The organism is Shewanella sp. CG12_big_fil_rev_8_21_14_0_65_47_15 (assembly GCF_002783505.1).
Taxonomy (GTDB): Bacteria; Pseudomonadota; Gammaproteobacteria; order Enterobacterales; family Shewanellaceae; genus Shewanella.
Genome location: NZ_PFGL01000044.1, coordinates 73486 through 87775, shown reverse-complemented (window position 1 = coordinate 87775; position 14290 = coordinate 73486). Strand labels below are relative to the sequence as shown.

7 protein-coding genes are annotated in these 14290 nt (G+C 45.9%); 6 read left to right on the top strand and 1 reads right to left on the bottom strand.

Features of this window, described 5'->3' with window-relative positions; all coding sequences use genetic code 11:
* Window positions 1-184: 184 nt before the first annotated feature.
* The 3 genes from COW15_RS11810 to COW15_RS11800 all read left to right on the top strand — a co-directional run bounded on the left by COW15_RS11810 (window position 185) and on the right by COW15_RS11800 (window position 6891).
* Entirely contained in the window at window positions 185-3013 is a 2829-nt protein-coding gene (locus COW15_RS11810) for a TonB-dependent receptor (RefSeq protein ID WP_293632758.1), read from the top strand.
* A gap of 26 nt (window positions 3014-3039) precedes the next feature.
* Window positions 3040-5025, top strand: coding sequence for a phytase (locus COW15_RS11805; RefSeq protein ID WP_293632757.1), 1986 nt, complete (start codon window positions 3040-3042; stop codon window positions 5023-5025).
* A 246-nt stretch (window positions 5026-5271) separates the two neighbouring features.
* Window positions 5272-6891, top strand: coding sequence for an ABC-F family ATPase (locus tag COW15_RS11800; protein WP_293632756.1), 1620 nt, complete (start codon window positions 5272-5274; stop codon window positions 6889-6891).
* 412 nt (window positions 6892-7303) lie between these two features.
* Here the strand turns inward: COW15_RS11800 and COW15_RS11795 are convergent, their stop codons facing one another.
* Window positions 7304-7759, bottom strand: coding sequence for an SRPBCC family protein (locus COW15_RS11795; RefSeq protein ID WP_293632755.1), 456 nt, complete (start codon window positions 7757-7759; stop codon window positions 7304-7306).
* Between the two features lie 151 nt (window positions 7760-7910).
* On the opposite strand from COW15_RS11795, the gene COW15_RS11790 reads away from it, so the two are divergent.
* The 3 genes from COW15_RS11790 to COW15_RS11780 all read left to right on the top strand — a co-directional run bounded on the left by COW15_RS11790 (window position 7911) and on the right by COW15_RS11780 (window position 14282).
* The gene (locus COW15_RS11790) at window positions 7911-8495 is read left to right on the top strand and encodes a methyltransferase domain-containing protein (protein ID WP_293632754.1); all 585 of its coding nucleotides are present in this window, start codon (window positions 7911-7913) and stop codon (window positions 8493-8495) included.
* A 1-nt stretch (window position 8496) separates the two neighbouring features.
* The gene (locus tag COW15_RS11785; protein WP_293632753.1) at window positions 8497-11421 is read left to right on the top strand and encodes a DEAD/DEAH box helicase family protein; all 2925 of its coding nucleotides are present in this window, start codon (window positions 8497-8499) and stop codon (window positions 11419-11421) included.
* A gap of 155 nt (window positions 11422-11576) precedes the next feature.
* Window positions 11577-14282 (top strand): acetate--CoA ligase family protein, encoded by a 2706-nt coding sequence (locus COW15_RS11780; RefSeq protein ID WP_293632752.1) that lies wholly within the window; start codon window positions 11577-11579, stop codon window positions 14280-14282.
* Window positions 14283-14290 lie beyond the last annotated feature (8 nt).

Below are 14290 nucleotides of genomic sequence, written 5' to 3'. Positions count from 1 at the left end.
CACGATCAAAACACCATTTTGGACGCCCTAAGTATCCCCAAAAGCAGCAACCACAAAATCCCGTCACAAATCTGACATTAAGCTCCCCTAACTTGACGGCCATTAACGGATGGCAAGCACGCAGTCAAAACATCCCTAAAACTCTGTCTTAAAAAATCAGCCTTAAAACAATAGGAACCACTATATGCAATCTGGCACATTACCATTAAAAGCTGGGACTTCTGCGCCACGCAAAGAGCGCTTAATCCCAAAAGCGTCCAAATCCATTTCGTCACGCCTTTCGGCGATAAGCTTAGCGATGATGATCGCGGGTTTTAGTACTAACGCCCTTGCCGTGGGTAAGCTGGAAGGGCAAATTCGCGATAACAGCAGTCAACAACCCCTTGCGGGCGCGACAGTGACCTTAAAAGAACTGAATCTGAGCCAGCAGGCTGGCCGTGATGGCCGCTTCTTTTTTGTGGGAGTGCAAGATGGTGATTACACCTTAGTCGTCAATTACCTAGGCGCTATGCCGACTGAACATAGAGTCAGCATCCGTGACAAACAAACCACACTGCAAGATATCGGCTTAAGCAGTCAAGATGTAGAGCATATCCGCGTAGTTGGGCAACAAGGCGCCCTCAGTAAATCGATGAACCGCCAGCGCGGCGCCGATAATGTGCTGAGTGTGGTGAGCGCCGATGTGCTGGGGAATTTCCCCGACAGTAATATCAGTGAGTCGCTGCAGCGGGTGCCTGGGCTATCGATCGAGCGGGATCAGGGCGAAGGTCGCTTTGTGCGGGTACGCGGTATGGCACCAGACTATAACTCAGTCTCGATGAACGGCACTCGCCTACCCTCGCCCGAAAGCGATAGACGCGCTGTCGCACTTGATGTGGTGCCATCGGATCTGCTGCAATCGGTAGAAGTGAGTAAAACCTTAACCCCAGATATGGATGCCGATGCCCTAGGCGGTGCGATTGAAGTGAAAAGTCTTTCCGCCTTCGATCGCGATGATACTTACTTCAACCTTAGCGCCGAAGCGAGCCAAGATACCTTAACCGATAATACCAACCCTAAATTAGCGGCCAGTTACAGCGATATCATTGCCGACAATTTTGGTATTGCCATCGGTACCAGTTGGTATAACCGCGACTTTGGCTCTGATAACGTCGAAACGGGTGGTAATTGGGCGTTTGCGGATGATACTGGCTTTGATGACGCGGCCCTTGAATCTATTGATTCCCGTGATTATGAAATCAATCGTGAGCGTTTAGGTATCGGAGTGAACTTTGATTATCGTCCAAGCGATGATACCGACTTATATCTGCGCACACTTTATAGCGAGTTTGATGATACCGAAACCCGCAACAGTGCTAAAACCAAGTGGAAATCGCCGCTGCAAGCAGGCGAACTCAGCCAAGGTAAAACCACCCGCTCACTCAAGTCGCGTACCGAAAACCAAAATATCACCTCCTTTGTGCTCGGCGGCCAAACCCGCTTTGACCGTTGGACCTTTGATTATCAAGCGAGCCACAGCACCGCCAGCGCCGAAAAAACGCGGGATATTGCCGGCGCCGACTTTGTCGCCAAGATTGATAATATCGGCTTTAGTAATACACAGCAGCCACAGATTATCGCCCCCGAAGACTACTACCAAAACCAAAATTTTGAGCTGGATGAAATTGAAATCGCCGCCTCCAAGGCCGAAGACACTATCAATGCGGTGAATGTCGATCTTAGCCGCCAACTCACCCTTGGCAACTACAGCGCCGAAGTCAAAACAGGGGTGAAAGTGAGCCGCCGCGATAAAAGTAATCGGGAAGATATTTGGATCTACAGCGACTTAGCCGATCAAGGTGTGAGCGATGATGCCCTGTTCCTTAGCCACTATGCGGCTAATGAACTCGACTATAGCTTAGGCCGCTTCGGTGCAGGCATTAATTCAGCCCCATTGTGGGAGGTGATTGACAGCCTTGATGCAAACAGCAATCGCGATGAGGTCGAGTCCACCATTAACGATTTTGATATTAGTGAAGATATTAATGCTGCCTACCTGATGGGCCATATGGATATCGGTAAGCTGAGAATATTAACTGGGCTGCGTTTCGAGCAAAATCAATGGGATTCTACAGGCTCAGGTTATGATGGCGCCAAAGGCGAATTTATCGATATCAATCATTCCCGCGATGAAGATCATTGGCTGCCGGCGCTGCACCTCACCTATCGTTACACCGAAAATACCGTGCTGCGCGCCGCGTGGACGAACACCTTAGTGCGCCCAACCTTTGGTCAATTAGCTCCTGGTTATTTACTCGAAGAGGATGATGGCGATATTGACTTAGCCTTTGGTAATCCAGAGCTTAAATCGCTTGAATCAATGAACCTTGATATCAGTCTGGAGCACTACTTCGGCAATATCGGCTTAGTCTCGGCGGGGCTTTTCTATAAAGATATCGAAAATTTTATTTATCAGGCGGATTTAGCAGGCCGTGGTGACTACCTGGATGCCCACAGCGCCGTGACTTTTGTCAATGGTGACAGCGCCGACATTTTCGGGCTGGAACTTAGCTATGTGCAGGAATTTAGCTTTTTACCCGAGCCATTTAATGCGCTAGTCCTTAACTCCAACCTCACCTACACAGATTCCAGCGCCAGCATCAGTTGGATTGAGGATGGCCAATTACTCAGCCGCGATATCCCGATGCCAAGCCAATCGGATCTGACCGCGAACCTCTCGTTAGGGTACGAAAATAGCTACGCCAGTGTTTGGTTATCGGCGGCCTATAAATCCGAATATTTACAGGAAGTCACTGAGCTAAGTGATGAGCGCTATGATCTCTATGAAGACAATCATCTGCAATGGGACTTTGTCGCTAAAGCCCATCTAACCAGCAATTTAACCTTGTATTTCAAAGGAGTAAATCTGACTGACGAGCCCTATTACAGCTACACGGGTAACAGCGCCTATAACGCCCAATATGAGTCCTATGGCCGCACCTTCCAGTTGGGCGTGCAGTACACAAACTACTAATAACCTATTGATAAAAGAAGAAAGCAATGACTAAATCTTTAACTTATTTCCGTGCTTATTACGGCTCGATTAGTCGAAAAATCACCTTGGCGTTGTTCGGTGTTATGGGTATACACGCCAGCGCCTTAGCGCAGGCGCCCTATTCGGTCGCAGCCCATAAGGGCAGCCAAGCACAACCATTAATATTTGCCGCCAATGGGAGTTCAACACCCAAAACGCCGCAAAGCCCAAACGCGCCAGCTTGGCTCTGGGTCAGTGAAAAACAAGGGCTGATACTACAAACGATGCCAACAGTGGAAAATACGTCGCTGCCCGCGGCCGCAACCTTAGTCAAAGGTGAATTTGAGCTGTTAGCCTTTAGCGATCCCTATGTCTTAACACTCGATCGCCGCGCCGATCGGATCCGGCCGATAATGCTCAAGCAAATAGCAGGCAAAGTTGCAACCAATATGTTGCCGCTGTTACCTATGACCCAGTTTGAAATCAATTGGATCTGTATTCAGCCAAGGCTGCAGGATGGCAATATCTACGCTTGGTTTGGTGGTGAAGATGGTTATAGCGAGCAGTGGCTCTTGGGTGATGCGGGCCACTTTGTCCCCCAAAAGCTGCGCAGCCAAGCGATTCCGGTTAACAGCACCAGTTGTGCTATTGATGGCGATACGCTATTAGTCAGTGAGCCCGAAGCCGGCGTTTGGCAATTTGATGCCAGCCCCTTTGCCGACAACAGTGCCAAGTTGATCTTGGCCTCGCTTGACAATGATATTACAGGCATGCAGGTAATTGATGGCAAGTTGCTGTTAAGCAATAAAAAAGGTGAACTGACGTTAGATAAACAGGCGATTGCGAACTACGACTTGGGTAAGGTACAAGGACTCAGTGGCTATCTAAGCGAAAATAATACCAGCACGACAATCCAGTTTGCCCTCTATGATGATAAAACCGATCAGTATTTATTGACTAAAATGCGGCTTCCCGCAGCGCCCAACACAAGCCAAACAAAACCTCAGGATCAGATCGTCGAGATCCCTGCTTGGGTTGAAAGCGCTCCATCGGACAGACCCGGCGATACCATGGATGATCCCGCGATTTGGGTACATCCCACACAGCCTGAACAAAGTCTCGTGCTCGGCACCAACAAACGCTGGGGACTACTGAGCTTTAATATGCGCGGCGAGCAAATGCAAGCCCTGCCATCGGGGCGGATTAATAATGTCGATTTACGTCAACAGGTCATGCTGGGCGGTAAAAAGCGCGATATCGCTGTCGCGACCTTAAGGGATAACGACAGTCTCGCCTTTTATGAAATCAATCCACAGGGCAAGATTGTTGAATACCCCAATCAAGCCACCGACTTGGTGGATATTTATGGCATGTGTTTGTATCAAGATGCCGACAATCTTTATGTGTTCGCGAATGAAAAATCCGGCCGCATTGCCCAGTACCGTGTCGACTGGCAAGCCAATGGCCCGAGTATCCAGCTCCTTCGAGATATCCATACCCCAAGCCAAGTCGAAGGTTGTGTGGTCGATGAAGCTCAACACGCGCTGTTTATCGGTGAAGAGGATAAAGGCATTTGGCGCTTTAATGCTAAGGCCAATGGCGATACTCAAGGCGAGCTTATCATCAAAGCCGAAGGAGATTTAGTGCCCGATGTCGAAGGTATTGCACTCTACTTAGGCGCTCAGATCCAAGGTAAAAAACAGGATCTGCTGGTGGTCTCAAGCCAAGGCAATAATAGTTATCTCTTGTATCAGACCAAACCGCCCTATGCCCAAGTAGGACGCTTTCGGATCGGAGTGAACATGAGCGGTGTTGAAAATGGCCGCGAAACCAGTATCGATGGCAGCAGCGAGACCGATGGTTTGGCGGTGACACATCTTGCCGTTGGTAAAGGGGCTTGGCAACAAGGGATGTTAGTCGTGCAGGATGGGCACAACCATTTACCCGATAATAACCAATCTTTTAAATGGTTACCTTGGAGCAGTATTGTCGAAAAAATCTCGCTTCATTAGCGGTGATAAAGCCGTGCGATAAGCCGCTATTATGGCAGGTCATAACCGAGCCCAAGGGCTCGGTTCATTTTTTATCCCTAAGGATTTTGTTTGTAACTCGCATCTTGGGCATGAAATCGCTATACTGCGCGGCCAAATTATCTTGGCCAAGACTTTGCTGACATAACCATCATTGTTGCAACGGCGTTTGTCAGCAACGCAGCCGGTTTAAGCCTTTTATTAAGACGTTACTCCTAGGACATACCCTTGATCTCTACCGCAAATATCACCATGCAATTCGGCCCCGAGCCCTTGTTTGAAAACATCTCGGCAAAATTTGGCAACGGCAACCGCTACGGTTTGATTGGCGCTAACGGCTGCGGCAAATCCACCTTTATGAAAATCTTAAGCGGTACACTCGCCCCCACCTCGGGCAACGTGTCCATCACCCCGGGATTAAAGGTCGGCACCCTAAGCCAAGATCAATTCGCCTTCGAGCAATACTCAGTGATCGATGCGGTGATCATGGGTGATGTTCAGCTATGGAAAGTCAAGCAGGAACGTGATGCCATTTACGCTAAGCCCGACATGAGTGAAGAAGACGGTATGCGGGTGGGCGATCTTGAAAGTGAATTTGCCGAGATGGACGGCTACAGCGCCGAAAGCCGCGCGGGCGAAATCCTGATCGAAGCGGGTATCGAAGAATCCTTCCATTATGGCCCTATGTCCCAGGTGGCACCGGGCTGGAAACTGCGGGTGTTATTAGCCCAAGCGCTGTTTGCAAACCCCGATATTTTGCTGCTCGACGAACCGACCAACAACTTGGATATTCATACCATTAGTTGGCTCGAAACTGAGCTGAATAAGCGCAAATGCACCATGATCATCATCTCCCACGATAGGCATTTCTTGAATGCCGTCTGCACCCATATGGCGGATATTGATTACGGCGAACTGCGCATTTACCCCGGCAACTACGAGTACTTTTTAGCCCAATCCTCCCTGCTGCGGGAACAGCTATTGGCGGGCAACGCCAAAAAGAGCGCCGAGATTGAAGAATTACAGGACTTCGTTAACCGTTTTGGTGCTAACGCCTCTAAGGCCAAGCAAGCCAGTTCACGGGCCAAACGCATGGATAAAATTAAGCTAGATGAAGTGAAATCATCGAGCCGGATCACCCCATCCATTCGCTTTGCCGCGGGCAAAAAAATGCACCGCCAAGCCTTAATTCTTGAAAATCTCGGCCATGGATTTGACGGTGAGTTACTCTTCCAAGGCGGCGACTTAATCCTCGAAGCGGGCGCCAAACTGGCGATTATCGGCGAAAACGGCGTAGGTAAAACCACCCTATTGCGCTGCCTAGTGAATGAATTCATCCATAACCAAGGCGTGATTAAGTGGTCCGAAAATGCCTCTATCGGTTATTGCCCACAGGACAGCACCTCAGATTTTGATAACGATCTCACCATCATGGAATGGATGGATCAATGGCGCCAACCCAAGCATAACGACCTGATGGTCCGCGCCATGCTTGGCCGACTACTGTTTACCGAAGATGACGCCAACAAAAAAGCCCGCAACTGTTCGGGCGGTGAGAAAAACCGCTTAATTTTCGGTAAGTTAATGATGCAAGACATTAACGTCATCATCATGGACGAACCCACCAACCATATGGATATGGAAGCCATTGAAGCATTAAACAATGCGCTTAAGGACTTTGAAGGCACCTTAATCTTCGTCAGCCACGACCGTGAGTTTGTTTCATCATTGGCAACACGGATTATTGATATTAAAGAGAGAAAGCTGATTAACTTCCAAGGCACCTTCGATGAGTACCTTGCAAGCCAAGCCCAAGCGCAGGCCGAGCTCGATGCGAAAAAAAGGTAGCGATAGGCTAAACACCTAGGCGACACTATTCAGTCATCGTCTTGGGTCCAAAATCCCATCAGCATAAGAGCCGCCATGAGTAATACCATGGCGGCTTTTTATTGTGAGTTATGATGGATTTTTAAGACCGGAATTTTAGATGGAGGCGGTTGGTTTTTGCCGATATTTCAATCGGCTTACTGCTGTTTATTCATGGGCTAGAGCTATAAAGCATGCACTTATTTGAAGTGTCCCCATGACAACCAAAACGAATACAGCAACAGTGAGTAAAAGCCGTTTTAGTGATTTGACGTTGGCTTAACAATCTTTCTTATCCCGTTTTTCAACCAGCACATCCTCAACTAAACGACCAATATACTGATAATCCCCAGCCAGTTCCGCTTGAATTTATTTACAACAGGCATCCTAAGCGTTAGCCGTTAGGGATCTCCGGTTCGACGAGCCGCGCCAGTTGCTCGAGTGACTCCTGCCAACCTAAGTAACACATCTCCTCAGGGATCACACTGGGGATGCCTTGCTGAACAATACTGAGACTCGTACCACAACACACCTGCGTAAAATCAATCGTCACCTGCATTTCACCGGGAAGATTGGCATCATCGAATCTATCCGTATGGGAGATCCGCTTACCGGGAATAAGCTCAGTAAATATTACGCTGAAGGAATGACTGCCCCCACGACTAAAGTTTGTAAATGACATTCGATAACCACCGCCAACCTTGATATCGAACTCGTGAATCGTCCCCACAAAGCCATAGGGCGGCAACCAGCGCTCAAGCGCCTGCTTATCCGTAAAAGCGTTATACACTCGAGCGACAGGCGCACGCAGCACGCGATGTAGTCGAACCGTCCCTGTTTTATCAGACATAACACCATCTCCTTGTTTAAAAAATTTACCCTAGATTAGGATGGTAAAAATAAGAGGCTAAGTAGCTGTTCTACCTAAATAATCAAACCATCAACTTGTCTAGGCCTACTAATCTAGATAGACTATTCTGAAATTATATTAAGGATCAGAAATGTCCACACTGCAATATTATGATGAAAATGCTCAAGATTTTTTTCTATCAACGATAAATGCGGATTTATCTGAACTCTATGCCCATTTTCTCCCTAGACTCAAAGCCAACGCACTGATCCTTGACACTGGTTGTGGTTCTGGGCGCGATAGCAAAGTATTCTTAGACAAAGGTTTTAGAGTTATTGCAAACGATGCAAGTCCTAAATTAGCTTACTCAGCAAATCAATATACTGGTCTTGAGATCCAAGTTTGCGATTTCCATCATATTCAAACGTCAATATCATTTGATGCAATATGGGCTTGTGCTTCATTACTGCATGTCGCCGCAATCGACTTACCATCAACCTTTCAGGTTTTAGCGGCACAATTAGTTAACAATGGTATTTTTTATTGCTCTTTTAAATATGGTACATCGAGTGGTATGAGAAATGGCCGTTATTTTACAGATGCCAATGAAGCGTATTTAAAGGAATGGTTGAAAAACACTCCATTGATAATTGATGATACTTGGATAACTAGTGATGTTCGTCCAGGCCGTGAAACTGAAAAATGGTTAAATGCTATCTTGGTAAAAGTTGCTTAATATGACGTTATTACATTCACTTTCGAACGGAAAAAAATTAACCAGTGGTGGCAGTTCTGATCCATTCTTACCCAAACTAGTCAATGCAATTAATCGCGCAACTTCTATACAAATTTCGGTTTCTTTTATTCAACAATCAGGCTTAAAGCTCATATTTGATGCATTAATCGATGCATTAAATAGAAATGCGAGTGTATCTATCTTAACCTCTGATTATCTCGGTATCACGGATCCTATCGCTTTACGCGAGTTATCTGCATTACAGAATAGAGGTGCTGATACTAGAGTCTATGTTTGTAAGCAGGGACAAAGTTTTCATATGAAAACTTATATCTTTGTTCATCAAAAGAATGAAACTATTTCCCAAGGTTGTGCTTTTGTCGGTTCTAATAATATTAGCAGAGCGGCACTCACAGATGCAGTTGAATGGTGTTTAAGGCATGACTATAGCCATATTGGGGATAATAGTGATTTTGAACATATACAATCTGAGTTCAGTAAAATATTCAGACATCCACAAGTACAAGCACTCACGATAGAATGGATTGATGAATATATTGAAAGACGTAAACCAGTGAGACATGCTTTAAAACTATTAGATATGGGGTCGGATACCGAAAATCCAGTGCAACCGATCCCCAACTCTGCGCAATTAGAAGCCCTAGATGCCCTCAATAATGCACGCCATTTAAAAATGAAACGTGCATTAGTTGTGCTTGCAACCGGTATGGGTAAAACTTGGCTAGCAGCCTTCGATGTTTTACAGACACAATCAGAAAAAATATTATTTGTCGCCCATAGAGAAGAAATATTATTACAAGCAGAAAGAACTTTCTTAACCCTGATCCCTAATGCATCAACAGGCCATTATAATGGTCAAAACAAACACCTAGATGCCAATATGGTTTTTGCATCGATTCAAACTATTGGTAAAACTAGTCATCTGAACAATTTTCCGCCTAACTATTTTGATTATATTATTGTTGATGAATTTCATCATGCAGGTGCAATCAGTTATAAAAAATTACTCAACTATTTCACCCCAAATTTTCTACTTGGCCTAACCGCGACACCAGAACGAACAGATCAAGCTGATATTTTATCACTTTGCGATAACAATTTAATCTATGAAAAACGTATTACCGATGGCATAGAAAGCGGTATTTTAGTTCCTTTCAAATATTACGGCATCAATGATGAAACCATTAATTATCAAGATTTACCTTGGCGAAATGGGAAATTTGATCCGACGGCATTAGATAATGTATTTGCCACAGAGAACCGCGCAAAGCATATATTAAAATACTGGCGTCATCATAAGCAAACAAGGACCTTAGCATTTTGTTCTTCACAAAAACATGCTGAATATATGGCAAAATATTTTATTCGGCATGGCATGAAAGCTGTTGCAATACATAGCCATTCTGAAACTCGCCGTTCAGAAGCACTAGAATTATTATCAACAGGTGAAATAGATATTATTTTTTCAGTAGATCTATTTAATGAAGGAACAGATCTCCCTGCCATAGATACAATATTAATCATCCGACCCACTGAATCAAAAATTCTCTTTCTTCAGCAATTAGGACGTGGACTGAGACAATCCACAACAACGGGAAAATCCTATTTAACTGTTATTGATTTTATTGGTAATCACATTAGCTTCTTAAATCGACCTATGGCATTACAAGGATTGGACAACCCCAAAGAAGCATTAAAAAATATCGCTAAACCATTAATAAATGAAAATTGTTTTATTAATATTGCGCCTGAATTGATTGATTTTTGGCTCAAACTAAGCCTGAGTTATCAAACAGCTGCCGATGTTTATCATGAATTGAAAAACCAAATAGGTCGAAGACCAACAGCAACCGAGTTTTTTTACTCAAAGTACGATCTAGCTAAGCTAAACAGACAATATGGTGGTTGGTTTAATTTGGTGCTTTCCGAGGAGACAGACCCGGATCTAAAGCTAACTGTAACGCCTTATTTAGATTTCCTTAATAAGGGAATTTCAAGTACTAGAATGACAAAAAGTTTTAAAGCAATCTTATTAGAGACATTTGTTTCACTCGATGGATTTAATTATCCACCAACACTTGATAGTATTTGCGAACAAAGTTGGCATATATTTAAACGCTATCCAGTGCTTTGGCAGCAAGATGTTTTGCCTGAATTATTAGATACAAGTTCATCTGATCCTAGATGGCATCAGTATTGGAAAAAAAATCCTATTAATTTTTTGTGCAAAAAAGACACAAATGATTATCAGGCTTGGTTCAAAATTGAGCAAAACAAATTAATCGCCAACATTGCAATTATGCCTGAACATAGAGATTTATTGACTGAACTCGTAATGGAAATCACTGATTTGTTACTTGCTCGTTACAGTCATAGACGTCAAACAACAACCATATCATTACCTAAAATATTAGACCATAAGACGACACTTGATAAGAAAAATGTGATTAATATTTTTGAAAAACAAGATCATCCATCTCAAATTGAGCTTACCTATTATCCCAATTTAAAAATTGCCTGTGGTCATTTTAAATCTGGGTATTGTGATGAATCACTTACCAAAAAAATTGCCAACATTTATGGGAAACTCAACCCAGAAATTCATTTTATCGCGCCAGCTAGCGGTAACTCAATGAATGGGGGGAAACAAGCCGTTTGCAATGGCGACCTTTTATTATTGGAGAAAATATCTCCTACCAATGCAGGCTCTATTAATGGACTTACATTAGCAATAGAAATCCAAGATGACAGTGGTGATAACCAATATTTATTACGAAAAGTAAGTAAGCAAATAGATGGTAGCTATCTATTAATTGCAAATAATCCAGATTATGCCGCTATAGTTGCCAGTGAAGAAATGCACACATTCGCAAGACTCAAATCAATAATAAAACCGCCTCAATAATGTAGTTGAGTAAATATTCAGTAACTTTTTTTCTATTTTGTGTGCTTAATGATGATGTTACCAACAAATTTATATTGATAATACATAAACTTAGCTGTGCAGCCAGCAAACCCTAGGTTACACTGTCAGAGTCATTGATTGGGATGGGATCGCTTATGAGTCAACGTACGTTAAACTCCTTATTTAAACCGACTTCCGTTGCCATTATCGGCGCCTCAAACACCGACAAACGTGCCGGCAATGTGTTGATGAAAAACCTGCTCTCCAGCGGTTTTTCAGGGCCCATTATGCCTGTCACACCAAAGTATCGCGCTGTGATGGGGGTGCTCGCCTATCCCAATATCGAAGCCCTGCCGATTAAACCGGATTTGGCCGTTATCTGCACCCGCGCCAGCCGAGTCCCGGCCATTGTTGAAACCCTCGCGCAATTTGGCTGTAAGGTCGCCATTATTATGGCCTCGGGTATGGCGCAGGAATTTAATGAAGATGGCACGAGCCTACTCGAGCTGACCATGCAACACGCTAAGCGTTACGGCATGCGAATTTTGGGGCCAAACAGTTTAGGGATGTTGTTGCCACCACTGGGATTAAATGCCAGCTTAGCCCATGCCAGCGCACTACCGGGCAAAATTGCCTTCGTGTCCCAATCGGCCGCCATTTGCACCACAGTATTAGACTGGGCCAATAACAAAGGCATTGGATTTTCGTCTTTTATCTCCCTCGGTGACGCCACCGATATCAATTTCGATGAGCTGCTCGATTACCTTGGCCGCGATAGTCGCACCAGCGCCATCATGCTTTACATCGACTCGGTAAATGAGAAGCGCCATTTTCTCTCGGCAGCCCGCGCCGCTTCCCGCAATAAACCTATCCTAGTGATCAAATCGGGCCGCAGTGCCGAAGGTGCCCGCGCCGCGAAATTGCATACGGGTGGCGTAGGTGGCAACGATGCCGTCTATGAAGCTGCATTTCGCCGCGCCGGTATGCTGCGGGTGAACGATTTGATTGAACTCTTTGCCGCGGTGGAAAGTCTCGCCCACTCCAATCCCCTGCAGGGGGAACGATTGGGCATTATCAGTAATGGCGGTGGCCCTGCGGTACTGGCCGTGGATGAACTGATCCTACGGGGTGGCAAACTGGCGGAATTATCCGAAAACACGATTGCCCAACTGGACGCTGTGCTACCCAATACCTGGTCTCGGCAAAATCCCGTCGACATCATAGGCGATGCTAATGCGGCGCGTTATGCTAAAGCTCTCACCATTTTAATGGATTGTGACGAGTTAGATGCGATTCTCGTACTGCATTCTCCCTCAGCCTTAGGGGAAAGTGTGGAGATCGCCGACGCGCTGATAAAAGTTATCCATGCCCATCCCAAAAGAAATCGCCTCAATATTTTAACTAATTGGAGCGGCGAAGATTCGGCCTATCAGGCCCGCAAACGCTTTACTAAGGGTGGGATCTCCACCTATCGCACCCCAGAAGGGGCCGTTGGCGCCTTTATGCACATGGTTGAATATCGCCGTAACCAAAAGTTACTGCAGGAAGTGCCGCAATCCATCCCCGATAATATTCCCACCGATAGCCAAACCGCGCGCAAATTACTGCAGGCGGCCCAGGCTAAAGGTAAATCAGTACTCGAAACCCACGAGGCCAGCCCCATTTTACGGGCCTACGGGCTGAACACTATCGACACTTGGTTTGTCAAAGATGCCGATGAAGCGGTCGCCATTGCCAACGAGGCGGGTTATCCCTTAGCCCTTAAAGTGCAATCGCCGAATATCCTGCATAAATCCGATGTGCACGGGGTGATGCTCAATTTAACCTCGGCCGAAGATATCCGCCACGCGGCCAACGCGATTACCCAGAGGGTGCATCAGGCCAATCCCGAAGCCATTATCGAAGGCATGATAGTGCAGAAAATGGCCCTAACCGCCGGTGCGCAGGAAATTCGTGTTGCCGTGATAAGCGATCCCGTCTTTGGACCTGCTATTTGTTTAGGTGAAGGCGGCTCTGAATGGGACCCGACGAATGATGCCGCCGTCGCCCTGCCGCCCCTCAATATGGCGCTGGCCCGCTATATGGTGATCCAGGCATTAAAGACCCACAAACTCAAGGATCGGCATTTACCGCTGGGCCTAGATATGAACGCCCTGTGCGTGATGCTAACGCAAATATCCCACATCATTATCGATTGCCCCGAAATCGCCTCGTTGGATTTAAACCCTGTACTGGCCGCGGGTGAAAATATCACCCTGCTCGATGTGAATATGCGGCTGCATGATGCCAACGCCGATAATTCATCGCGTCTGGCAATCATGCCCTATCCGAAGGAGTTAGAAGAAATCGCCGAGCTTAAAAATGGCCTTAAGGTCATGCTGCGGCCCATTCTGCCCGAGGATGAACCTAAACATTTAGCATTTGATAATTCACTCTCCGATGAAGACAGATATAAACGCTATTTCGGGGTACGCTCGAAAATGACCCATGAGGAAATGGCGGTATTAACCCAAATCGATTACGCCCGCGAGATGGCGTTTATCGCCACCGCCAAGGGGCCAGATGGAGATGACATCACCCTAGGTGCGGTGCGTGCCTCCATCGACCCCGATAATACCGAGGCCGAATTTGCCATGGCGGTGCGCGGTGATCACCAAGGGATAGGTTTAGGCAAGCTATTGCTGGAAAAGCTAATTAAGTATTATCAAGCCAATGACACCCAAGTACTGACTGGCTTTACCATGTTCGAGAATCGCAACATGGCGAGCCTAGCCAAGAGTTTAGGGTTTAAAGTGAGTTTCGATATGGAAGAACATTTGATTAAAATGCATATGGACTTAAAGGAAAATTCGCCAAGTTAGGTGGCTAA